This is a genomic window from Mycobacterium sp. E136 (genome assembly GCF_001666865.1).
GTDB lineage: Bacteria > Actinomycetota > Actinomycetes > Mycobacteriales > Mycobacteriaceae > Mycobacterium.
Map to the genome: position 1 here is coordinate 1 of NZ_LZJE01000046.1, position 23,113 is coordinate 23,113.

The following is a 23,113-nucleotide window of genomic DNA, read 5'->3' on the forward strand; positions in this document are numbered from 1 at the left end:
ACGGTGACGCCGTCTGGCGCCCGGCCGTCGACTCGACGCGGATCACGCTGGCCGGAATCCTGGTCGGCCTGGTTTCGTCCACCCTTGCGGGTATCGCGATGGTCCGGCGGCCGCCGTGGCCGGACCTGCACGGCGACATCTCGTCGCGCTAGCGCCGGTCAGTTCTGCCGCGGGATCAGTTCGGCGACGAACTGATCGATGAACTCGGCCATCGCGAAACGGCCCGCCGGACGGATCACGAACTTGGTCAGGCCCGCATCCACGTAGGCGTCGAGTTGCCGATGCAACTGCGGCCAGCCGTCGGCGATGAGCTCGTTGGGATCGACGTCGGGCCTGCGCTGCCTGACCGCGGCCAGCAGTTCCGGGGCCGGCTCCCCGTCGGCGACGGCCAGGTTGATGCCGAAGTGATCCGCCTCGACCTCACGTCCCGCCTCGTGGGCTGCACGCTCGATCGCCTCCCTCGCCGTCCGCGCCTCGGTCGGTGTGACGAAGCTGCCCAGCCAACCGTCGCCCAGGCGGCCGATGCGCCGGAACGCGGCCGGCGCCGACCCGCCCAGCCAGATGTCGAGCGGCTTGGCGGGGCGCGGCGCCACCGCAGCCGACCGCACCGAGAAGTAGTCGCCGTCGAACGAGACGTCGTCGTGTTCGAGCACCGCACGCAGCAGTCGCAGTGCCTCGTCGAACACGGCGGCCCGCGCCCCGTCGGGCACCACGAAGATCTGCCGTTCCGCGGCGATGGCCGAGCGCAGTCCGAAGACCGGCAGCACCCTTTTGGGGGCCAGCGCCGCGAGCGAGGCCAACTGTTTGGCGACGAGGACCGGATGCCGCCCCGGTAGCACCGCTACCGACGGACCGACCTTCAGGCTGTCGGTGCGGGCCAGGGCGAAGGCCATCCCGACGAACGGGTCGACGGCCTCGGAGTACACGAGCTCGGAGAACCACAGCGAGTCAACGCCGGTGTCTTCCAGGTGGTCGACGATGTCCGGCAGTTGGTGTGGGCCGATGTCGGCGCCGAGTCCGATCCCGAATCGAATTTTCACGTTCTCGCCATGCTACTTACCAAGCGTTCGGGACGCATTCGGCCGGCCGAGCGCTAGGGTTGCGAAAACGCTTGCGAGAGAGCGAGGAAGCGGTGGACGGAGCGGTGACGGTGTCGATGGCGGCACCGGCGGAGCGGATCTGGGACCTGATTGCCGATGTGCGCAACACCGGCAAGTTCTCCCCCGAGGTGATGGAGGCCGAGTGGCTCGGCGGCGCGACCGGTCCGGCGCTGGGCGCGCGCTTCCGCGGTCACGTCAAGCGCAACGAGATCGGGCCCGTCTACTGGACCACGTGCGAGGTGACCGCCTGCGAGCCCGGTCGTGAGTTCGGTTTCGCGGTTCTGCTCGGCGACAAGCCGGTGAACAACTGGCACTACCGACTCACCCCCGTCGAGGGCGGAACCGACGTCACCGAATCGTTCCGGCTCAACGACTCGGTGCTGATGAAGCTGTTCTCGGTCTTCGGTGGTCAGCTGCGCCGACGGCGCAACATTCGCGATATGCGCAAGACGCTCGAGCGCATCAAGGCCGTGGTCGAGTCGCCCGACGGCTAGGCGCGACGGATCCGTTGCCCATCAACGGGATCAGAGACTGCGCAGTCGTCGGACGCGATCGCTGAGCGCGCGCTTCGACACGCCTGCGGATCGCGCCAGCGCTTCGAATGCGTGCGGGCAGCCCGGATAGACGTGCAGTTCGGTGGGCACCCCGGCGTCGGCAAGGCGGGTCGCATAGGAGATGTCCTCGTTGCGGAAGATGTCGAGATCGCCGACGTCGAGGTACGTGTCGGGCAGTCCGCTTAGGTCCGTGGCGCGTGCGGGCGCCGCGTACGGCGATACCGAGTCCGACCCCGCCTCGGCGCCCAGCAGCGCGCCCCACCCCGTGACGTTGTCGTCGTACGTCCACGTCAGATATGGCAGCAGGCTTGAATCGGGTGTCGCGGCGCGGTCGTCGAGCATCGGGTAGATCAGGATCTGTTGTGCAACCGCCGGCCCGCCGCGGTCGCGGGCCAGAAGGCACACCGCCGCGGCCAGGCCCCCTCCCGCGCTGTCGCCCATCACCGCGACCCGGTCGGGGTCGATCCCCAGCGCCGCGGCGTTGGTGGCCAGCCAGCACAGCGCGGCGTAGCAGTCCTCGACCGGTGTGGGGTGCGGATGTTCGGGCGCCACGCGATAGTCGACGACCAGCATCGGGACCCCGGATGCCGCGACGTAGTCGCGCACAGCGAGGTCGTAGATGCGCCCGATGTGTTCGAGCCCGAAGATCATTCCCCCGCCGTGCAGGTACAGCGCCGCGCTGCCCGGCTGCTCGCCGCTGCGTTGATACCAACCGAGCGCCAGCGTCGCCCCGTCGTCGGTGGTCAACGAGTGCTGGGTGACCTCCACACCGGCAGCGGGGGTCCGTTGCCCCGCGACGGTGTCGAACATGCGGTGACCGTTGACGCGCCGCGTCTTCACATCACCGACCGGCGCCGGGTCGACCTCGCCGACAGCGGCAAGCAGCGGCGCCATCTCCTCGAGTATCTGGGCGTCGATGCCGAGGGTCATGCCGGCACACTATCGTGGCCGGGCGTGGTTGCGACGCGACTTCGACCCATCTACCCCTTTGCCTCCGCCGTTGTGGTGCCGATCGCGGCGGTGACCGCTGTAGTGCACTGTGTTGCAGGGGTTTTGGGAAAGGATTATTGGTTCGACGAGGTGTACATGCTGGCCATCGGCCGCAACCACCTCGACTGGGGTTCGGCGGATCAGCCGCCCCTCGCCCCCGCGCTCGCCGCGGCGATGGACACGCTCGCGCCGGGGACCGGATCTGGGCGCAGACGCGGACTTTGACGGTCTCGTGAATCCGCCGCGGCGACGCCGACACCTTTGATAGAACGGTGCCTGTTCAGCCGCGAGCCGAGGGAGCCTCCGATGGGTCAGTGGTCACGTGAGGAGATCGACGAGGCGTTCCACGCCTATCAGGACGCGGTGGTCGACATCGGTAAGACGTGGGACTGGTCGAGCTATGCCGATCACTTCACCGAGGACGCGACCTACGTCGAACATGCCCTCGGCAACATGTCGGGCCGGGAGACCATCCGTGACTGGATCGTCTCGACGATGAACATGTTCCCCGGCAGCGAGATGCCCTTTTATCCGGTCGAGTGGTATTCGATCGACGTCGACAAGGGCTGGGTGATCAACCGCAATGTCAACACGATGAAGGATCCCGGCGACGGCAGCGTGCACGGCACCCCGGTGATCACCGTGCTGCGGTACGCCGGTGACGGGAAGTGGAGCTACGAAGAGGACGCCTACAACCCGATGAACTTCCTGGTGATGGTGCAGGGCTACATCCAGCGCTGTCACGAACTCGACACCCTCTCCGACGACGCTCGTGTATTCGCCAAGAACATGAACTGGCAGTTGCCGTAGTCAATTTGGTCACTGCGGCCGAATCGCCGTCGCGTTGCGGATATCGGCCTACCCTCGGACGGGTGGACACCGCTACACCGCCCACGTTCGGCGCGCACCTGGTCCGAGACAACGGCGCCCCTCCGCCCGAGGTGCCGCTGTCCGAGGTCGATCTCGGCTCGTGGAGCTTCTGGGTCAAGCCCGACGACTTCCGCGACGGCGCGTTCGCCACATTGCGGCGCGAGGCGCCGGTCTCGTTCCACAAGCCGTTGGAGACACCCGGCGTTGAGGAAGGCCCGGGCCACTGGGCGCTGACCAAGTTCGACGACGTCTGGTACGCCAGCAGGCATCCGCACATCTTCAGCTCGAGCCCGAGCATCACGATCAACGACGCGAATCCGGAGTTGAGCGAGTACTTCGGCTCGATGATCGTCACCGATGACCCGCGACACCTCCGGCTGCGCAACATCGTCAGCCGGGCGTTTACCCCGCGGGTGGTGGCGCGCACCGAGGCCTCGGTCCGCGACCGGGCGCGTCGCCTGGTCGAGACGATGATCGCCGAACATCCGGACGGCCACGGTGAAGTCGTCGCGGAGTTGGCCGGACCGCTGCCGCTGCAGGTGATCTGCGACATGATGGGCATCCCGGAGGACGACCATCAGCAGATCTTCCACTGGACCAACGTCATCCTCGGGTTCGGGGACAAGGACATCGCCCAGGATTACGAGGAGTTCGTCAAGGTCGCGATGGACATCGGCGCCTACGCGACAGCGCACGCCGAGGACCGTCGCACCCACCCCCACGAGGACCTCACCACCGCGCTGGTGGAGGCCGAGGTCGACGGTGAGCGTCTGACGTCGGCCGAGATCGCGTCGTTCTTCATCCTGCTGGTGGTGGCGGGCAATGAGACGACCCGCAACGCGATCAGCCACGGCGTGCTGGCGCTGACACGCTATCCCCGTGAACGCGATCGCTGGTGGGCGGATTACGAGGCCGTTGCCCCCACCGCGGTCGAGGAGATCGTCCGGTGGGCGTTCCCGGTGAACTACATGCGCCGCACACTCACCGAGGACTGCGAGCTCAGCGGGGTCAAGATGGCCGCGGGCGACAAGGCGACCCTCTGGTATTGCTCGGCGAACCGGGACGAGGACAAGTTCGCGGACCCCTGGACGTTCGACGTGACACGCAATCCCAACCCGCATGCCGGTTTCGGCGGCGGAGGGGCGCATTTCTGCCTGGGCGCCAACCTTGCTCGGCGCGAGATCAGCGTCGTGTTCGAGGAGTTGCACCGGCAGATACCCGACATCGCCGCCACCGAGGAACCTGCGCGGCTGCTGTCGCCGTTCATTCACGGGATCAAGCGCTTACCGGTGTCCTGGACGCCGCCGTCACGATCTCGATGAGGTCCTCGCGGCTCGGGCCCGCGGCAGGTGTTGGGCGCCAACCGTTTTCGTAAAGCTTTCTGGCGCGCGGTTCGGCAGCGCAGAGGCTGTCGGGGAGCGCGTCCATCGTGATGTACGGCGCGACGATCTCCCCCAGCTCCGCGTCGGCGTCGGCCGCGGCGACGATCAGGTCCGACGGCAGCAGCTTGGTGAGGTCGACGTCGTGACCTGACCAGCGCCGCACCCGATCGGCGTCGGCATAGGCGTGGTCGGTGTACCACGGCCGGATGTGGTTGACGCACCAATCGTCGAATTCTACTGTCGCACACCGGATGTCGTCGCAACTGTGGTCGAGTATGGACATCAATTCGCGCGCCTGCATCAGCGCGAGCGCCACGCCACGACCCGCGAGCGGGGTCGTCGTACAGACGGCATCGCCGAGCGAGATGAGGCCGGGCAGTGGCACACGTCCCATGTCGTCAAACTGCCCGCGGTAGCCGTTGTACAGGCGCGATCCCGGCATGACCCCGGTGAGTGCTCGGCTTCGTGACGGCTCGATCCAGTCCGAGAGTGTCGGTATCTCGCGTACGGCGGCCTCGAAGGTTTCCGGGTGGCGGAGTTGGAGCAGTCGTGGCTCGGTGCCGTCGTGCACGATCGTCACCGAGAACGCGCCGTTGTCGTGCAGATAGGCCAGCGCCCAGTACCCGTTCAGGGACAGCACCGTCCCGAACGGCGTCGACATCGGCGGCGGTGCGGCCCTCCGGTGCAGCTGGTACTGCCGGCTGACGTAGGCCGCGCCGCACGCCTCGCCCCTGGCCGGTGGGCGGATCGAGCGAGTGAAGCGGCTGTCGCGCCCTGACGCGTCGAGCACCAGATCCGCTTCCAGCGTCGCGGTTCCGACGCGGACGGCGACGTTGCCGGTCCGGCCTACGTGCACGGCGTCGACGTTGCCCGGGTAGTACGTGAGGTTGCGGTGCGCAACGGCGCGGGCCCAGAGCACACGGTCGAAGGTCATCCTGTGGCACAGCAGACCCACCGCCCCGCCGCGGTTGTCCGTCGCGGTTTCGGCGCCCGCCGCGTTCAACGCGTCGAGCACGTCGGGCATCTCCGCGGACAGCGTGTCGATCACCTGGCGACGGAAGGTGTGGGCCTGGTGGAACTGCATCACTCCGCCACGCCGCCACCATCCGCGTTCGGGTGGGCCGGGGTCGCGGTCGACGACAAGGACTTCGCGGCCACGCCGCGCCAAGGCGATCGCGCTGTAAAACCCAGCCGGCCCGGCACCGACGACGATGATCCTCATCGCATCTCTTTTCAGGTAACCTATAGTGTATTCAATATATGAAGGGTCACTCGAATGACAGCCTCTGTCAAGCGGCGCTACTCGTCGCAGCTGCGCGCTGCGCAGGCAGGACAAACGCGGCGCAGGATCGTCGAAGCGGCGCAGCGACTATTCGTCGAGGAGGGCTACGCGGCGACGACCATCGACGCTGTCGCGACCGCCGCAGGCGTGAGCCGCAAGACCGTGTTCAGCTCGGTCGGCGGCAAGGTGGATCTCTTGAGGTTGGCGATGGAATGGGCGGTCGCCGGCGATGACGAGCCGGTGACGTTGACCGATCGCGACGAGATGCGCGCGCTGCTGGCCGGTACCGACGCCGCCACCCTGCTGCGCAGCTGGGCCGGCGTCATCACCGCGATCGACGCGCGCACGGCCCGGTTGTTCGCGGCGCTGGAGGTCGCCGCGGGGACCGACGCCGAGGCGCGGGAGTTGGCGGCACGCTTCGAGCGGCAGCGGCTCGATGGTGCGCGCCGCATCGTCGACCGGCTCACGCAGCTGGGGGCGCTCGACCGCGCACTGAAACGGGCCGAGGCGGCGGACATCGCGTGGTTGTCGGCCGATCCCCTGCTCTACGACCGCCTGGTGCGAGTGCGCGGGTGGTCGTCGAAACGGTTCAGCGCGTGGCTGGCCGAAAGCTTGTGTCGTCAGCTCCTGCATGGGTAACCGACGGCCATGCATCCCGATCACTTTCGTACCCTGCTGACCTCGAACGGCCCCTACGCATCGGTGTACTTCGACGACTCCCACAACACCGCCGACGCGGCCGCCCAGATGGAACTGAAGTGGCGCTCGCTGCGCGAACAGCTCGAGCGCCAAGGCGCCGATCCGGCGGTGACGGAGAGCATCGAGCAGGCCGTCTCGGACGCGGCTCCCCCGGTGGGGCCAAGCGGCCGCGCCGTCGTGGCCAGCGCCGACGGTGTGCTCGTCAACGAACACCTGATCCGACCCATCGATCCCGTCGTCCGCGTCTCGGCGCTGCCCTACATCGTCCCCGTCGTCGAACACGGACTCGACCGACCGACGTACGCGGTCGTCATCGTCGACCACGAAGGTGGCGACATCACGCTGTTCCGCGAGGGCACCGCCGTGTCGGACACCGTCGACGGCGACGCGTATCCGGTGCACAAGGCGTCGGGTGCCGAGTCGCCGGGATACGGCGATCCGCAGCGAGCCAGCGAGGGCGCGCGACAACAAAACATCCGCGCGGTCGCGAGCCAGCTGACCACGTTGGTCGACGACGCCAAGCCCGAGGTCGTGTTCGTCGTCGGCGAGGTGCAGTCGCGCACCGACCTCACCTCCCAACTACCCCAGCGGGTGGCCTCGCTGGCCGTCGAAGTCAACGTCGGCGCACGTCATAGCGGATTCGACGACGCGGATTTGCGACACGAAATCGACCAGGAGTTCCAGCGCCGCCGGATCGCCGAGATCGACGACGCCGCGCAACGCCTGACAGCCGAACTCGGACGCGGCGAGGGCATGGCGACCGAGGGCCTTGACGGCGTCACCGCCGCGCTGCGGGCGGGTGCGGTGGAGACCCTGATCATCGGCGACGTCGGGGATGCGACTGTCGTCGCCGGCGACGACCTCACCACGATCGCGCCGAACGCCGATGTGCTGTCCGAGCTCGGAACCGCTCCCAGCCAGACGTTGCGGGCCGACGAGGCGCTGCCGATGGCCGCGATCACCACCGGCGCCGCACTGATCCGCACCGATGAGCGCATCGATCCGGCCGACGGCGTCGCAGCGATCCTGCGCTACGCGCTGCCCCGCTGACGCCGGGCGCTCGGTCAGCGGGCTCCGACGATGTTGGCCAGCGCGGCGATCGAGGTGTCGTCGAGATGCTGGCACAACTCCAGCGGATGCTCGAAAACGCGTTGTGCTCCGGCCTTTTCGAGCTCTCCGCGGGAAACTCCTCCGCTGAGCACTCCGATGCTGTCCACGCCTGCCCGCTTACAGGCCTCCACGTCCCAGACGGTGTCACCGACGAACACGGCGTGTGCGGCGGGCACACCCGCGCGTTGAAGCGCGATCTCGACGATGTCGGGTTCGGGTTTGGCGGTGTCGACGTCCTCCGACGAGGTCACCGCGTACACCAGGTGATCGCTGTCGAGCACCTCGCGCAGCATCGACAGTTCCTCCTCGGGCGCCGAGGTGGCCAATACGACCCGGATGTCGAGTTTGTGCACCGCCTCGAGCAGTTCGCGGGCGCCCGGCAACCGTTTGAGATGCGGTGCCAATTCCTTGTAGTAGCGCGAGTGCAGGTCCTTGGCCTGGCTACGGGCCTCCGCGTCGGCGTTCGCCGCCAAGGTCTCGACCAGCGTCGTACCGTCCATTCCGATGGAGCGGTGAATACGCCAGGCCTCGACCGGGTGGCCGGCCTCCTCGAACGCCCGGTACCACGCGTGCACGTGCAGGTAGTTCGAGTCGACCAGCGTGCCGTCGATGTCGAACAGGACGGCCGAAACGTTTTTGGCTTCGCCGGTCACGGCCGGCGCTGCTGCTCGGGAGCCCGGGTGTGATCGGGAGCCCGGGTGTGATCGGGCCGCGCGGCGAAATCGTCTCGCACACCGTCGGTCTTGGTGTGCGTGGCATCCGCGACCGGTTCGGACGCGCGGGTCTTCGGGTCCAGGGCGTCGGCGCGGGCGCGCTGTTCGTCGAGTTCGTCGCGCTTGGTGGTCACCGCATCGCGGTGCGTACGCGCCGCATCCTGCAGGCGGGCCGCCTCAGCGGCTTTCGCCTCCGCCTCGGCCTGCGCGGCGCGGGCGCGTGCCTCGGTTTCCTGAGCCACGGTCTCGCGCTTCTGGAGATGCTGCGACTTCTGGTCGACCTCGGTGCGGAGGCGCTCGGCTTCGAGGCGACGGCGCTTGTTGCGCGCATTGCGTGCCAGGACCGCCACCAGCACGATGGCGGCGATGACAGCGATGGCGACGATGATCCACACGATGACGTTGCTATCCATGTCGGCTCCTCTGATTTGTCGAGCCGGCTCATTGACGAACCCGCTAATTCTGCGTGTGCCCGGGCGGGACCGTGCCTAAACGGCGCGTGCTCAGAAGTAGCCGTTGGCGGGCGGCCAGACGCCGTTGACCGCGTGATTGCCGGCGGCGTGAGCCTTGTAGGCCAACGGACTGTGGCTGGCGATCGTTCGGACGTTGCGCCAATGCCGGTCGAGGTTGCGCGATCGTGCGGTGGCCGACGCTCCCCCGGTGTCGAACAACCGCTCGGCTGCAGTCAGGGCCAGACGTTCCGACACCAACTGCGTTTTGGCCACCGAAATCGCCAGTTCGGCGAGGGAGTCGGGATCGTCCTGCCTGCCGCGGTCGACCACCTCGTCGATCTCGTCGGCGGGGCAAGGACGAGCGCTTCGGCGGCGGCGGCATCGGCGGCGATGCTGCCGACTGCCTGCAACACGAACGGATCCCCGGATGCCGAGTCGGCCAATGAGTGCGACGCCGGGCGCGCCTTCGTCCGCACGTAGGTGACCGCGTCGTCGGTGACGGCATGCGCGATACCCGCCGTCACGGCAGCCAGATACAACTGCAGAAACGCCGTGCCGTGTCCGAGGCGCTTGCCGTCGGACACGGTGGTCACCTCCACCGGGTGCACGATCACGTCGGTGAACCGGGTGCCGCCACTGGCCGTGGCGCGCTGACCGAAACCGTCCCAATCGTCGTAGAGTTCGACGCCGTCACGATCGGCCGGGATGATCGCCTGCAGGTCCCTGCCGTCGGCGTCTACGGCGGAAACCGCGATGAGGTCGGCGAAAAGCGTTCCGGTGGAATAGAACTTGTAGCCGTTGAGTCGCAGGACACCTTCGGCGTCGGCAACCAGGCGGGTTTCCGAACTCGACGGCGATTTGCCGTTGCCGTCGGTGATGGCGTTGCCGAAGACCGCGCCGTCGTTGATCCGCGGAAACCAGTGTTCCCGGTCGGCCTCGCTGGCGCGGTTGCTCAGAAGCCGCTCGGCGAACCCGAAGTGCGGCCGAAGGGCCTGTGCCACATTGGAACTACCGCGGGCGATCGCGATGACAGTCGAGAGCACTTGGCGCGCGCTGGCCCCGGGCCCGCCGTAGCGGACGGGAACCCGCAGCCCGAGAAGGCCGGCGTGACGCAGGCGCTCGACGGCGTCGTACTGCAGCACCCGCTCACGTTCGGCCTCCGCATCGGCCTTGCTGAGGTCGTCGACGATCGGGGGCAACCTGACCAACCTGTCTTCCGTGGAGCCACCCAACACATCGTCGACGTACGCGGGCCGTGGTGCGTGCGTCATGAATTGGCCAGATAGCGTCGGCGTTCCCAGTCGCTGACATGGCCGATGTACTGCTCCCACTCGCTGCGGGCGATCGCGGCGAAGTCGTGCACGGAATCCGCACCGAGGATCTCCGTGATCGTGTCGTCCTGGGTGGCCAACGCCAGCGCCACCCCGAGGGACTCCGGCAGCGGTGCTCCGCTGCCGTAGAGATTGCCCTCGCCGCGCTCGGCCGGTGTGCGGCCCGCCTCGATACCGGCGACCACCGCGGCCAGCGCCGAGGCGACCAGCCAGTAGGGATTCGAATCAGAGGCACCGCTACGCAATTCGATCCGGGTGGCGTTCGGATCGGACTCGACCAGGGAGCGCACCGCGGCACTGCGATTGTCGCGGCTCCACGTCACCGTCGTGGGGGCGAACGAATCGGGTGCGAAGCGACGGTAGGCGTTCACCGAGTGGGCACCGAACAATGTGATCGACGGTAGATGCTCGAGCAGTCCCGCGATCGCCCGCAGCGCCAGGTCGTTCTCGCCGCCGTCGACCGGCGCGAAAGCCGGTGCGCCGTCGTGCCACAACGAGATGTGCAGATGAGCGGAACTGCCGGAGTGCTCGGTGAACGGCTTGGGCATGAAGGACGCCAGTTTGCCGTGTTTGCGGGCTACCTCCTTGGCGGCGTATTTGAGCCGCGCGGCGTCGTCGGCCGCCTCGAGCGCGTCGGTGTAGACGAGGTTCGTTTCGACCTGCCCCGGGCCGTACTCGGTCTGGATGCCCTCCAATCGGGTGAAAGCGCCGAGGGTTTCGTATAGGTCGGTGATCAGCGGGTCGAGCGCGTTGGCGTTCTCCAGCGAGTAGGCGTGGATGTCGTGTTGAAACGGCGACCCGTCGGGGTCGAGCAGATAGAACTCCAGTTCCACGCCGACCTTGGCCGTGTAGCCGTGGGTGGCGAGCCGCGCCAGCACCCGCCGCAGGACGGCGCGCGGATCCAGCAGCGACGGATTGCGGTCGTGCGCAACGACATCGGCGATGACATGGCCGACGCCGGGCCGCCACGGCAGTGGGCGGAAGGTGGTCAGGTCGGGTACGGCGTACACGTCGGGATAGCCGCCGTCCCAGTTCGTGAGCCGCAACGACTCGATCACGGTTCCGTCGGTGTTCCAGCCCAGCGACGCCTCGCAGAACGCGAACCCGGCGCCGCGCGCGCGTTCGAGGAACTGAGCCGCCGGGATGCGCTTGCCCTGCGCGTGGCCGAACGGATCGCTCCACGCGACCTCGATCTCGGTCAGGGAGCCGTCGTCGAGGCGGGCCAGCAGTTCTCGCTCGGCCGCCGGAGCGGATTCGATCGTCTGCGTCATGTGTGGGCCTGTTCCCCGACGCGGGTGCCGACGACTGTGCCGACGGCGAAGGAGCCGACCAGCAGCCCGATGACGATCCAGGCGAGGATGCTCGAACCACCCACCAGATCCCTCAGGTTGGCGAGAATCAGCACCAGCGCCGCGGTCAGCCCGACGAGCCCCAGCGCCGGTGCGATACGCACCCGCCACTGTGAATGGCCCCGCCGATCGCGAGCGAAGAACACCAGAACCGAAACCGACGTGGCGATCAGCAGCACCACGAATCCGACGGTCGTCGTGCCGGCGAACCAGGTGTAGAACTGCGCGGCCGGGTCGAGCGTGAAGACCACCGCCAGCGCGATACTCACCGCGACGACACCGGAGATCCACAGCGAAGCCTGGTGCGGCGAGCCGTGTTTGGTGTGCGGATAGCTCAACGACGCGGGAAGCACGTCGCGCTGCGACAGCGCGAACACGTAGCGCGACGCGACGTTGTGGAAGGCCAGGATGCAGGCGAACAGGCTGGTGAAATAGAGGACGGTGATGATGTCGGTGCCGACGAGGCCGATGTAGCGCTGGGCGGTGTCGGCCAGGAATGTGCCGCCCGCCTCGGTGGCCTGGGTGATGGCCTGCTCGTCGCCCCAGCCCGAGATCAACGCCCAGCTGGTGACCGCATAGAACACGCCGATGAGGAGCAAGGCGGCGTAGGTGGCGCGCGGGATGGTCCGTTCCGGGGTGCGGGCCTCGTCCCGGAAGATCGCGGTGGCCTCGAACCCGACGTAACTGATCAGCGCGAACAACAACCCGATGCCCAACGAGCCGGAGAAGATTGCGTTCGGATTGACGATGCCGCTGGACAGCCCGTGGTCGCCGCCCTGCACGACGATCACCAGGTCGAGGACCAACACGATCGCGATCTCGGCGGTCAGGAGCACGGCGAGCACCCGACTGGACAGCTCGATGTTGCGGTAACCGAGATAGGTGGTGACCACGAAGGCGACCGCGGCGAACAACCACCACGGAAGGGTGGGGCCGCCGAACAGTTCGACGACGCTGACGCCTGCCGGGCCGAGTAGGCCGTAGACGCCGGCCTCCAGCGCGACGTAGCTCAGGAGTGCGACGAACGCGATGCCGATGCCGACCGGAAAACCCAGAGCCTTGCGGACATAGGAGAAGAACGCCCCCGCCTCCTCGACGTAGGGAGTCAGTGCGGTGAAACCGACCGCGAAGAACAGCAGCACGATGGTGGCGGCGACGAAGGTCGCAGGGAACCCGGCGCCGTTGCCCGAGGCCAGCCCCGGCGGGACGACACCGCCGATCACACCGAGTGGTGCCGCCGCGGCGACGACCATGAACACGATGGCGGGCACCCCGAGATTGCCCCGCAGCTTGCGTGCGGGCGCTCCGGCTTCCTCGCTCAAAGCTTCTGGAGGCGCGACGATTTCAGACATGTACTGCGTCCTTCGGTGGTAGTTACGGGCACGATAGGGATAACGCGCTGCGTGGCACCACATCTGAAGTCACCGTGAGTCCTAGGTAGTAACAATTGGAAACATACGGGCGGACTTGCACACCTCGGCCGCCTCTGTAGTCTTCGGGCGGTGAGCAGCTCGGTGCGAGCGGTGCGGGCCAGGGGGCGCCCGCTGCGGGTGGGGGCCACACCGGTGCCGCACGCCGAGATCCTCGATCATGCACGGGATCTGATGGTGCGACACGACATCGACCTGCAGATCGAGATATTCGAGAGTTTCGACGAACCCAACGAGTTGCTCGCCGCGGGACGTCTGCACGCGAACTTCTTCCAGTACCTGCCGTTCCTGGACGACTTCAACCGTCGCACGGGAAACCTCCTGGTGCCGGTCGTGCCGGTGCACATCGAGCCGTTCGGGTTGTACTCCACCGAGATCGCCGACGTGGCCGCCATTCCCGATTACGCCGAAGTGGCGCTGCCGTCGGACCCGGTCAACGTCGACCGGTCGCTGGTGATGCTCGACGACCTGGGGCTGATCGAGTGTGTGCGTGCGCGCAAGGGCCTAGTGGGTTTGACCGACATCAGGGCCAACCCACGCCGGCTGATCTTCAAGGAGCTGACCAGTTGGACGCTGGGCGAACTGCGCGAGGACTTCGACGTGGTCTTCCTGTTCGGCAACCAGGCGATGGAATGGGGCGTCGACATCGGCAGCGCCCTGTACTGCGACCGTGGAAACCCGGCGTACTCCGAATATCTGGTGGCCAGACCCGACAACCATGACGGCGTCGCGGTGCGTGCGCTGGCCCACGCGCTGAACTGCGAATCGACCCGGGAGTTCATCACCACCACGTACGCGGGTCAGGTGCTGGCGGCGTTCTAGGCGTTGTGCTCAGGGCGAGCGAAAAGCTGGGCCGCACGGTCGGGCGCGATGACAGTGATGGGGTGTACCAGTCCGCCTCGCATCGGCAGGGCATGATCGCTGCCGAGCTTCAGGTGGTGCTGGTTTTCGACATCCCCCACGACTCACCCGTATTAGCGGGCCGCACAGCGCATCTCGCGGACGAGTACGGACGCCTCATCGCCACGTCGGTTCCCGGCGTCCGGGTGCGCGAGGCGGCTATCACCCGCGCCTCCACGCCGCGTCACCGGCCCCGACCGGCCACCGGGTTGTCGATCGACCGGGCCGCGCGCGAGGTGCGTGTCGACGGGCAGTGTGTGCGGATGACCTACCGCGAGTTCGAATTGCTGTGCCACTTCGCGACACGGCCGGGCACCGTCATTTCGCGCGACGAGTTGATCGCCCAGGTCTGGCAGGACCGGTCGCCAGGTGATTCGCGGCGGACCGTCGACACCCACATCCGTCGGATACGAGCCAAACTAGGCCGGTTCGCCGGAGTCCTGACGACGATCCGCAGCCGCGGGTACCGCTTCGATCCCGGACCCGAGGTGTACGTCGCGGCGTGACGTCAGAGCGTGGCGGCCAACGGTCCCCACGGCCGGCAGACCGGTTCGGGAGGGTTGCCCGCCGTCGAGCAACCGCGGCCGGTGGCCACATAGGTGGCGCCCGGTTGGTACGGCGAGTAGTACGCCAGCGCGGTCAGCAGACCGTTGTTCTGCTCGCATCGCTGCGGCCCGGGGCTGCCCTGGAGTTCGACGCAGGCGACCGACTGATAGGGCGTGCCGCCGTTGCAGTCGGCAGGCGTCATCGTCACCGCCACCATGTCGGTGCCCGACACCTGGACGACGTGCGGTGCCGAGAGCGTGAAGGTGCATGGCGGATCGGCCGGCTCGGCGTCCGCCACCGCGGTCACCGACAGACAGCTCAGGGCAACGGTGAAGACCGCGACCATCAGCGACCTGATCATCTTCGGATCGTAGGCCACCACCGGGCCCTCATGTGCTGCCTTTCCTTGCGTAAGCACGACATCAGGCCAGGTAGCGGCTGAACCAGTCCTGCACGCGGCGCCACGCGTCGGCCGCTGCCGCCGCGTTGTACCGCTCCCCGGTGTTGTTGAAGAACGCGTGGTTGGCGTCGGGTTCGGTGACCAACTCGAAGACCAGGCCCGCCTTCTCGAGCGCGGCCCGCGCGACGGGTTCGGTGGCGTTGACCCGCTGATCCTGTGCCGCGTAAATGCCAAGCACCGCAACCTCTTTAGAGCCAGAGAAGTCGGGATTGTCCGGCGTTGGTCCGTAGAACGGCACAGCGGCCGACAGCCTGGGTTCACCGGCGGCCAACAGCCGCCACACGTAACCACCGCCCATGCAGAAGCCGACGGCGGCGACCTTCTTGCCGGGTACGCGTTTCTGCAGTTCGTCCACACCCGATTTCAGGTCGGCGGTCGCGTCCTCCGGCGGGATCTTGCCCAGCGCGGCCGTCGCCTCGGCGGGATCGGCGAAGGTAGCCGTACCGCCCTGAGCGGAGAGCAGGTCGATCGCCAACGCGGAGTATCCGGTTCCGGCGAAGCGGCCGGCGACCGAGCGAATGTGGTCGTTGAGGCCCTTGTTCTCGTGGATCACGAGAACGGCGCCGCGTGGCTCCTGGGCTTCGGCCCACGCGGCCTGCAGTTCGCCACGGGGTCCGGTCCAGGTGATCGGGGTGGTTGGCACGGTGTTCTCACTGCCGGGCGGCGGGGCGCTCGCGGTGGCGGCGCCGCTCGACGTGGCCGGGGCGTCGGTCGTCGGCTCACGGTTCTGGCTGCATGCGGCGAACAACGCCGTGGCCCCCGCGGTGCCGATACCCAGCAGCGCGAGCCGGCGCAGCGCTTCGCGTCGGGACAGCAATCCATCGACGTGATCGGTGGCGATTTCTTCGGCGATGTACCGCTGCAAAGGGGTCACCTCCGCGAGTATGCCCCGATGCCGACGCCACCGGAACCCACTCAGCGGACAGGTGGACGCGCGAATAAGTGCATGTCAGTCGAGTAAGTAGACAAATTCTCGAATCTGTTCACGGATTCGATTGACAGGCTAATTGGCGGACGGTTCTATGACGGGGTGACCTACGACACGATCATCCGCAACGGCCGCTGGTTCGATGGCACCGGTGCCCCGTCGGCGGTCCGCAACCTGGGCATCCGCGACGGGCACGTCGTGTCGATCAGCCCCGACGAACTCGACGCCACAGGCTGCCCGCAAGTCATCGACGCCACCGGCAAGTGGGTCATGCCCGGCATGCTCGACATCCACACCCACTACGACGTCGAGGTGCTCAACGGGCCGGCCCTCGCCGAATCGCTGCGCCACGGCGTGACCACGGTGATGCTCGGGTCCTGCTCACTGTCCACCGTGCACGTCGACGCCAGCGACGCCGGCGACATCTTCGGCCGGGTGGAGGCCATCCCGCGCGACCACGTGATCGGCGCGGTCGAGCAGCACAAGACCTGGACGAACTGCGAGGAATACATCCAGGCGCTGGAGTCGCGACCACTCGGCCCCAACATCGCGGCCTTCATCGGCCACTCCGACATGCGCGCCGCGACGATGGGACTCGATCGCGCCACCCGCAAAGACCAGCGACCCACCAAAGCCGAGCAGGCTCAGATGGAGCGCTGGCTGTCCGAGGCGCTCAAGGCCGGGTTCGTCGGAATGTCCTCGCAACAACTGCTGTTCGACAAGCTCGACGGCGACGTGTGCCGCTCGAGGACCCTACCGTCGACGTACGCAAAGCCGCGTGAGCTACGCCGGCTGAAGTCGCTGCTGCGACGCACTGGCCGAATCCTGCAGTCGGGCCCGGACATTCAGAACCCGCTCAACCTCGGCTCGCAGCTGGCGCAGTCGCTCGGCATCGTCCGCAACCCGCTCAAGACCAGCCTGTTGTCGGCGGCGGACGTGAAGTCGAACCCGTACAGCATCCACGCCCTGGGCCCGGCGGCCCGGCTGGTCAACAAGCTCGGTGGGAACTTCCGTTGGCAGCACCTGCCCGTCCCGTTCGAGGTCTACGCCGACGGCATCGACCTGGTGGTGTTCGAGGAGTTCGGCGCGGGTGCGGCGGCGCTGCATCTGCGCGACGAGGTCGAGCGCAATGAGTTGATGCGGGACGCCGCCTACCGCCGGCGCTTCCGCAAGGAGTACGAGAGCAAGCTCGGTATTCGGGTGTGGCAGCGCGATTTCTTCGACGCCGAGATCGTCGCGTGCCCCGACGCCTCGGTCGTCGGCAAGTCGTTCGGCCAGGTCGGGCAGGAGCGGGGCGGTGTGCATCCCGTCGACGCGTTCCTCGATTTGGTGCTCGAACACGGCACGGCGTTGCGCTGGCGCACCACGATCTCCAACCACCGTCCCAAGGTGCTCAAGAAGCTCGCGGCGGACTCGGGTATCCAGATGGGCTTCTCTGACGCGGGCGCGCACCTGCGCAACATGGCGTTCTACAACATGGGGTTACGGTTGCTTCGCCATGTGCACAGCGCCGAACGCGCCGGAAAGCCGTTCATGACAATCGAACACGCGGTGCACCGGCTCACCGGCGAGCTGGCCGACTGGTACCGGCTGGACGCCGGGCATCTGCGCATGGGCGACCGGGCCGACGTCGTGATCGTCGACCCGGACCACCTCGATGACTCGCTGGACCGTTACGCCGAGGAGCGTGTCGACCAGTACGGCGGCCTGCCCCGCATGGTCAACCGCAACGACGAGACGGTAGCGGCGGTGTTCGTCGGCGGCCGTGCGGTCTTCTTGGACGGTAAGCAGACCGAGCTCGTCGGCCAACGGCGGACCGGGCGTTTCCTGCGCGCAGCACACAAGTCACCTGCGCCCGCCTCACAGGAAGGTGAATTGACCAGTGTCGGTTGAGGATACGGTTCTCGGCATGTGGAAGGCGCTGTCGGCGCGTGACTGGGAGGAGGTCAAGACCTTCCTGTCCGAGGACTGCATCTACCTCGACATGCCCGTGGGCCCGGCGGCCGCCGCGCGCGGTCCGGAGGACATCGTAAAGCGGCTCAAGATCGGCCTCGAGCCGCTGGCCTCCTACGAGAACTTCACCGGCCTTATGGTCGACAACGGCACAGACGTCATGTACGAGCATTCCGAGGAATGGCATTGGCCTACCGGCGAATCAGCCGTGCTTCAGTTCGTCACGGTGCATCGCGTCGAGGACGGCAAGATCACCCTGTGGAAGGACTACTGGGACATGGGTGCGCTGGCTAACAACGCGCCGCCGACCTGGATGGAGGACTTCGCCAACGCCGACATGTCGTGGGTGTTCGACGCGACCGGTCTGGTCTGAGGCGGCGGTTGATCAAATAGGCTCATAACGGGCGCGTCGAGTAGTACCCACCGTCGGCGTAGTAGTCACGGAACTTGTTGCCCTCGTTGTCTTTGTAGTCACACGTGGAGAACCGCATGCCGCCTTTGGTTGTGGTGGTGTAGGTGCCGCCGGCCGATGCGCATTCGCTCTTGATGGTCTTCTCGGAGAGTTTCTCGGCGTGGGCGACGGGTGCGATCGTGGTGATGAGCGTGCCGAGTACGGCGGCCGTCACCACGGCAAGTGAGGTGGTGCGTGAACGAGGCATTTCTCTTCTCCTCTTCGACGTTGTCGGGTTTTGTGTGTCGCATGCGCTGCGACTATCGCGATACTCGTTGATCGCCTTGTCACCCGGAATCGCCGCAAAGCCAGATTCAGCTAGTGCGCTGGGAAGGATTCTCTATCCGCCGGGCAATGCAACAGGGCAGGACTCAGACGCTCCACGCCAACCGGAATTTGTCGGCAGCGTCCTGCGCGCTGAGGTCGCCGAAGTTCTTCTGTTCGTAACAACGCACGGCGACAACGGAGTCGACGACCGCGTCGCCGAGAATGTCGCGCATCAGCTCGGAACGGTCCAGCGCGTCGACGGCATCGGCCTGGTTGTCCGCCATGGCCACGATGCCTGCCCGCTGTCGCTGCTCGTCGGTGAGCGTGGCGGGATCGACCGTCGTCTCCGGCGGAAGCTTCCGTCCCTGTTTGATCCCGTCCAGGGCGAGGCCCAGGATCGTCGCCGTCGCCAGGTACGGATTGGCCGACGGATCGATGACCTTCACCTCGACATTGGCTCCCGAGGGGTTGCTCACCCCGCCGATCAGGAATCGCACTGCGGCTTCGCGGTTTTCGGTCCCCCAACAGACCGTTGCTCCGGACCAGTGACCGGGTTGCATGCGTTGGCCCGACAGCACGGACCCGGCGAGCACGCCTTGGGCATCCGGCAGTCCGGCGAGCAGCCCCGCCACCGCTGACTCCCCCTCGGCGGTGAGGCCGTTGACGCCGTCGCCGTCGGAGAACAGCGGGACGTCGCCGCGCTTCATCGAGAAGTGTTGATGCGAACCCGATCCGACCTCCCCGGCGAACGGCACCGGCGACAGGCTCACCCGCATGCCGTACCGCCGCGCGACCCGGCCGATGATGATCCGCATCAGCACCAGTGCGTCGGCGGCCGCGACCGGCGGCAGCGCGGCCAGCGAGATCTCGAACTGGTTGACGCCGTACTCGGGGTGGAACTGTTCGATCGCGACGCCCGACGCTGTCGCCGCATCGGTCACGTCGCGGACGAACCCCTCGTACTCCAAGACTCCGGCCAGGCCGTACTGGGCCCACAGGTGCGACGGGAGCCGGCTGCCGTCGGGACCGACGAGCACGAACTCCATTTCGTGGCCCACCACCGTGCTGATCCCGGCGTCGGACAACCGATCCGCCACCCGGCCCAGGGCACCACGGCTGCAGTACGAGTCCGGGGTGCCGTCCTGGTTGAAGAAATTGCCTGGCGCCCAAGCTAAACCATCGCCGAGGATGCGCAACGCGCCGAGGTCGATCCGAATCCGCTGATCCCCCACCACGCCGATCTCGTCACCGAAGACGATGCCGCTCTGGTCGATCGCGAAGACGTGCCACACCGGGCTGGCCCCGAGACCGGGGTCGGCGAACGTGCCCATCCGCCGCAACGGAACGGTCTTGGCGAGCGTGAGGCCCGCCGCGTTCACCACCGTGCCGATCAGGGTCGCTACCCCGTCGGCCTCGAGTTGGGCGATCGCCGCCGCCGCGAGCGGTTTGGCCGTCGCAGATTTCACCACAGCCATTGTGCGCGCCTCGAAGCGGTTACAGCGTGATCTTGCAGCTTTGGCCGATGTCGAGCGTGCGCAACATCCGGCCCATGCCCAACCACATCGCGCACGAGAGCGCCAGGTCGGTCAGCAGTTCATCGGAGAAGTGCTCGCGGCAGCGCTGCCAGAAGTCCTCGTCGTCGCGCAGGCCGGTGTGGTCACTGGCGAAGCGTTCGGCGAACTCGGCGGCGATGCGCTCCTGCTCGCTGTAGCCCGGCCACGTCCGCCACTCGGCCGCGTGGTCATAGAGGTCCTCATCGACGCCGGCCGCCAGACCCTCGGAGTCACGGGTGTTCTGGCACACCACGCATTCGTTGTCCAACGCGATGACCATCCGCGCCAGTTCGCGGACCCGCATCGGCAGCCGGTTCTTGGTGTAGACCGCATTGGTGAAGCCGGCCATCGCGACACCGATATCCGGCGATTTCGTCACCCAGGCGGCAGCGTCGTCGTCGGCGAAGTCTCCAATTCGACTCATGGCGGCATGGTACGCCCGCCCGCCTCGAATTGGAACGCGTTCTAGTTTCGACTTCGCGCCGGTCAGCCGGTGGTCACGAGCTGGCGGTCGTCGGTCCAGTCCCGCTGCAGGAGCATTCGGTGTGCGATGCGCTCCAGCGCCGCCTCGACCTGGAACCGGTCCGGGCGCCCTTCGAAGGTCGGCGAGGTGGCCAGCTTTTCGACGATGCGACCCACGATCGCCGTCGAAATGGCATCGACCTGCCGAACCCCGTTCTGGGTCAGCCAGAGCCGCTCGCCGGTGCGAAGCGCCAGGCCGCGTCGCACCAGATCGTCGAAGGTCGGCTCGATGATCTCGTACGGCACGCGGAGACGTTCGGCGATGTCGGTCAGCGTCGCCGATCCGAACACCTGGTTCTGCCGGTAGATCTGCAGAAGTGCCCACATCTGGCTGACGTCGAGGTCACATCCGGGTTCTCGGGCCAGGCTGCGCAGGCGGATCTCCGGCGAGTCGCGGAACAGTCGGCCGACGGCCACCTCGAGGATCTTCTCGGGCGATTCGGTGCTGGGCATGCCGAAGCCTTCACCCAGATCGGAGGCCGACACCGTCTCCACCTCCCGCAACTGCACCTCTTTGAGGAACAGCGAGACAACGAAGCCGACCACCGCCACCGGCACCGCAAACAGGAACACCCGGCCCAGCGAGTCGGCGTAGGCGTCGATGACCGGCGCGGCCATCTGCGGGCTCAGCATGTGTAGGGCTTGTGGCGACTCCGCTGCGCGCGGCGGGGCGCCGCTGACCACCAGCGCGGGCCCGATCCGACTGGCCAGGAAATTGGCGAACAGGCTGCCGAAAATCGCCGCGCCGAAGGAGCTTCCGATGGTGCGGAAGAACGTGACGCCCGAAGTGGCCACCCCGAGGTCGGCGAAGCTCGAGGTGTTTTGCACGACGAGCACGAGCACCTGCATGCACAGTCCGATCCCGGTGCCGAGGATGAACAGATACAGCGACTGTTGCCAGGTCGGCGTCGCGGCGTCCATCCCGGACAGCAACAGGAACGCCACCGCCATGGTCGCGGTGCCCGCGATCGGGAAGATCCGGTACCTGCCGGTGCGCCCGACGATCTGGCCGCTGCCGATCGAGGTGATCAGCATGCCCGCGACCATCGGCAGCGTGCGCAGGCCCGACGTCGTCGCCGAGACGCCGTTGACGAACTGCATGAAGGTCGGAAGGAACGTCAGCGCGCCCAACATCGCGAAGCCGACGATGAAACCGAGGATGCAACACACGGTGAACACCGGGCTGGCGAACAGGCGGATGGGCAGGATCGGCTCGGCGGCATGCAGTTCCACCCACACGAAGATCGCCAGGGCCGCGAACGAGGCGGCGAACAGCCCAATGATGGTGGGTGACGACCAGGGGTACGTGCTGCCGCCCCAGCTCGTCGCCAGCGTCAGGCCCGACGCGCCCAGCCCGACGAACACGATGCCCGCGTAGTCGATGACGGCCTTGCCGGACTTCGTCAGGGGCGGGATCGCCACCGCGGCGACCGCGAGCACCACCAGTGCGACGGGCACGTTGATCCAGAACGCCCACCGCCAGGTGAGGTGGTCGGTGAAGAACCCGCCGAGCAGCGGCCCGATCACCGTGGTGACGCCGAACACCGCGCCGAGGGCACCCTGGTAGCGACCGCGGTCACGCAGCGGTATGACCTCGCCGATCAACGCCATCGCGGTGACCATGATCGCGCCGCCGCCGATGCCCTGCAGCGCCCGCGAGGCGACGAGCATGGTCATCGAGGTCGCGATGCCGCACAGCACGGAGCCGGCCAGGAAGAACAGCACGGCGGCGCCGAAGACGGTCTTGCGGCCGAACAGGTCGCCCAGCTTGCCCACGATCGCCGTGACGATGGTCGACGCCAGCAGGTAGCTCGTCACCACCCACGACTGGTGGCCCGCGCCGCCGAGGTCGGCGACGACCGTCGGCAACGCGGTGGCGACGATCGTCTGGTCCAGCGCGGCAAGCAGCATTCCGAGCAGCACCGCGACGAACACCGCATTGCGGCGCCGCGAGCCGATTTCCGTGCCGCCGACCTCTGGATCGGCAGCCGCCGACGTGGCCTGAGTCGTCATACTTCCCTTCCGATACGAAACCCAACAGCCATATCGTTAGTCAGGCTATGAAAGTTACGTACCGGGAGAGAATTGCCCCCGCGAGCGTGCGCAAAACGCTGCCGATAGGCGGCGTGTTGTGTGCAGACGCTCAGTGTCAGGGTGGTAATCGCCGCGTTGCGGTGGTTGGGTCTTCTCACCCGGTGTCTGGCTCCTGCAGACGCTGCCGTCTTCGGGCTGGCATTCGTGCGTTGTGCCGGCATCGGGTGGGAAGGACCG

The 23,113-nt window shown here is 67.2% G+C and carries 23 protein-coding genes and 1 pseudogene; 10 read left to right on the plus strand and 14 right to left on the minus strand.

Annotated elements, in window-relative coordinates; translation table 11 throughout:
- Positions 1–158 precede the first annotated feature (158 nt).
- Positions 159–1,040, minus strand: coding sequence for a TIGR03854 family LLM class F420-dependent oxidoreductase (locus A5698_RS03410; protein ID WP_068293352.1), 882 nt, complete (start codon positions 1,038–1,040; stop codon positions 159–161).
- Between the two features lie 116 nt (positions 1,041–1,156).
- Here A5698_RS03410 and A5698_RS03415 point away from each other — a divergent pair, with 116 nt between their 5' ends.
- The gene (locus A5698_RS03415; RefSeq protein ID WP_502688868.1) at positions 1,157–1,594 is read left to right on the plus strand and encodes an SRPBCC family protein; all 438 of its coding nucleotides are present in this window, start codon (positions 1,157–1,159) and stop codon (positions 1,592–1,594) included.
- Between the two features lie 30 nt (positions 1,595–1,624).
- On the opposite strand, the gene A5698_RS03420 is transcribed toward A5698_RS03415, so the two are convergent.
- Positions 1,625–2,584: an alpha/beta hydrolase gene (locus A5698_RS03420; RefSeq protein WP_068293355.1), complete on the minus strand. Its 960-nt coding sequence runs from the start codon at positions 2,582–2,584 to the stop codon at positions 1,625–1,627.
- 123 nt (positions 2,585–2,707) lie between these two features.
- On the opposite strand from A5698_RS03420, the gene A5698_RS28385 reads away from it, so the two are divergent.
- The 3 genes from A5698_RS28385 to A5698_RS03435 all read left to right on the plus strand — a co-directional run bounded on the left by A5698_RS28385 (position 2,708) and on the right by A5698_RS03435 (position 4,836).
- Positions 2,708–2,869 carry a hypothetical protein gene (locus tag A5698_RS28385; protein ID WP_353651802.1) on the plus strand — a complete coding sequence of 54 codons (162 nt, stop codon included), beginning with the start codon at positions 2,708–2,710 and terminating at the stop codon, positions 2,867–2,869.
- Between the two features lie 81 nt (positions 2,870–2,950).
- Positions 2,951–3,454: a Cif family virulence factor gene (locus A5698_RS03430; RefSeq protein ID WP_067083129.1), complete on the plus strand. Its 504-nt coding sequence runs from the start codon at positions 2,951–2,953 to the stop codon at positions 3,452–3,454.
- A gap of 98 nt (positions 3,455–3,552) precedes the next feature.
- Positions 3,553–4,836 carry a cytochrome P450 gene (locus A5698_RS03435; RefSeq protein ID WP_156670595.1) on the plus strand — a complete coding sequence of 428 codons (1,284 nt, stop codon included), beginning with the start codon at positions 3,553–3,555 and terminating at the stop codon, positions 4,834–4,836.
- Here A5698_RS03435 and A5698_RS03440 read toward each other — a convergent pair.
- Complete coding sequence (locus A5698_RS03440; RefSeq protein WP_068293363.1) at positions 4,790–6,118, minus strand: FAD-dependent oxidoreductase; 1,329 nt, start codon at positions 6,116–6,118, stop codon at positions 4,790–4,792. The two genes, A5698_RS03435 and A5698_RS03440, sit on opposite strands and share 47 nt — an antisense overlap.
- A gap of 54 nt (positions 6,119–6,172) precedes the next feature.
- On the opposite strand from A5698_RS03440, the gene A5698_RS03445 reads away from it, so the two are divergent.
- The gene (locus tag A5698_RS03445; protein ID WP_068293365.1) at positions 6,173–6,817 is read left to right on the plus strand and encodes a TetR/AcrR family transcriptional regulator; all 645 of its coding nucleotides are present in this window, start codon (positions 6,173–6,175) and stop codon (positions 6,815–6,817) included.
- 9 nt (positions 6,818–6,826) lie between these two features.
- Positions 6,827–7,927 carry an Rv2629 family ribosome hibernation factor gene (locus tag A5698_RS03450; protein ID WP_068293368.1) on the plus strand — a complete coding sequence of 367 codons (1,101 nt, stop codon included), beginning with the start codon at positions 6,827–6,829 and terminating at the stop codon, positions 7,925–7,927.
- Between the two features lie 14 nt (positions 7,928–7,941).
- Here A5698_RS03450 and A5698_RS03455 read toward each other — a convergent pair whose 3' ends face one another.
- The 5 genes and pseudogenes from A5698_RS03455 to A5698_RS03475 form a co-directional block, all read right to left on the minus strand.
- On the minus strand, positions 7,942–8,640 hold the full coding sequence (locus tag A5698_RS03455; protein WP_067083119.1) for an HAD family hydrolase: 699 nt from the start codon (positions 8,638–8,640) through the stop codon (positions 7,942–7,944).
- Positions 8,637–9,113: a hypothetical protein gene (locus tag A5698_RS03460; RefSeq protein WP_067083118.1), complete on the minus strand. Its 477-nt coding sequence runs from the start codon at positions 9,111–9,113 to the stop codon at positions 8,637–8,639. Before A5698_RS03460 ends, A5698_RS03455 begins: the two co-directional genes overlap by 4 nt.
- Positions 9,114–9,203: 90 nt before the next feature.
- A pseudogene (locus tag A5698_RS03465) lies at positions 9,204–10,423 on the minus strand (acyl-CoA dehydrogenase family protein).
- The gene (locus tag A5698_RS03470) at positions 10,420–11,754 is read right to left on the minus strand and encodes a glutamine synthetase family protein (protein WP_067083114.1); all 1,335 of its coding nucleotides are present in this window, start codon (positions 11,752–11,754) and stop codon (positions 10,420–10,422) included. The pseudogene A5698_RS03465 and the gene A5698_RS03470 overlap by 4 nt, the downstream one beginning before the upstream one ends.
- Complete coding sequence (locus tag A5698_RS03475; RefSeq protein ID WP_068293371.1) at positions 11,751–13,184, minus strand: APC family permease; 1,434 nt, start codon at positions 13,182–13,184, stop codon at positions 11,751–11,753. The genes A5698_RS03470 and A5698_RS03475 overlap by 4 nt, the downstream gene beginning before the upstream one ends.
- 150 nt (positions 13,185–13,334) lie before the next feature.
- On the opposite strand from A5698_RS03475, the gene A5698_RS03480 reads away from it, so the two are divergent.
- Both A5698_RS03480 and A5698_RS03485 read left to right on the plus strand, forming a co-directional pair.
- A complete protein-coding gene (locus A5698_RS03480) occupies positions 13,335–14,084 on the plus strand; it encodes a MetQ/NlpA family ABC transporter substrate-binding protein (protein ID WP_067083111.1) in 750 nt (249 codons plus the stop codon).
- Between the two features lie 62 nt (positions 14,085–14,146).
- Positions 14,147–14,668, plus strand: a complete 522-nt coding sequence (locus A5698_RS03485; RefSeq protein WP_082963755.1) for a winged helix-turn-helix domain-containing protein — start codon at positions 14,147–14,149, stop codon at positions 14,666–14,668.
- A 2-nt stretch (positions 14,669–14,670) separates the two neighbouring features.
- Here the strand turns inward: A5698_RS03485 and A5698_RS03490 are convergent, their stop codons facing one another.
- Complete coding sequence (locus tag A5698_RS03490; RefSeq protein WP_067083173.1) at positions 14,671–15,069, minus strand: hypothetical protein; 399 nt, start codon at positions 15,067–15,069, stop codon at positions 14,671–14,673.
- Positions 15,070–15,130: 61 nt separating this feature from the next.
- Complete coding sequence (locus A5698_RS03495) at positions 15,131–16,042, minus strand: dienelactone hydrolase family protein (protein WP_068293374.1); 912 nt, start codon at positions 16,040–16,042, stop codon at positions 15,131–15,133.
- 156 nt (positions 16,043–16,198) lie between these two features.
- On the opposite strand from A5698_RS03495, the gene A5698_RS03500 reads away from it, so the two are divergent.
- A complete protein-coding gene (locus tag A5698_RS03500; RefSeq protein WP_068293377.1) occupies positions 16,199–17,989 on the plus strand; it encodes an N-acyl-D-amino-acid deacylase family protein in 1,791 nt (596 codons plus the stop codon).
- Positions 17,979–18,422 (plus strand): nuclear transport factor 2 family protein, encoded by a 444-nt coding sequence (locus tag A5698_RS03505; RefSeq protein ID WP_067083106.1) that lies wholly within the window; start codon positions 17,979–17,981, stop codon positions 18,420–18,422. Before A5698_RS03500 ends, A5698_RS03505 begins: the two co-directional genes overlap by 11 nt.
- A gap of 22 nt (positions 18,423–18,444) precedes the next feature.
- Here A5698_RS03505 and A5698_RS03510 read toward each other — a convergent pair whose 3' ends face one another.
- The 4 genes from A5698_RS03510 to A5698_RS03525 form a co-directional block, all read right to left on the minus strand.
- The gene (locus A5698_RS03510; RefSeq protein ID WP_067083104.1) at positions 18,445–18,708 is read right to left on the minus strand and encodes a hypothetical protein; all 264 of its coding nucleotides are present in this window, start codon (positions 18,706–18,708) and stop codon (positions 18,445–18,447) included.
- Positions 18,709–18,871: 163 nt separating this feature from the next.
- Positions 18,872–20,242 carry a type I glutamate--ammonia ligase gene (locus A5698_RS03515; protein WP_067083103.1) on the minus strand — a complete coding sequence of 457 codons (1,371 nt, stop codon included), beginning with the start codon at positions 20,240–20,242 and terminating at the stop codon, positions 18,872–18,874.
- A gap of 19 nt (positions 20,243–20,261) precedes the next feature.
- On the minus strand, positions 20,262–20,744 hold the full coding sequence (locus tag A5698_RS03520; protein WP_067083101.1) for a carboxymuconolactone decarboxylase family protein: 483 nt from the start codon (positions 20,742–20,744) through the stop codon (positions 20,262–20,264).
- A 62-nt stretch (positions 20,745–20,806) separates the two neighbouring features.
- Positions 20,807–22,855, minus strand: a complete 2,049-nt coding sequence (locus A5698_RS03525) for an MDR family MFS transporter (RefSeq protein WP_068293380.1) — start codon at positions 22,853–22,855, stop codon at positions 20,807–20,809.
- Between the last annotated feature and the right edge of the window lie 258 nt (positions 22,856–23,113).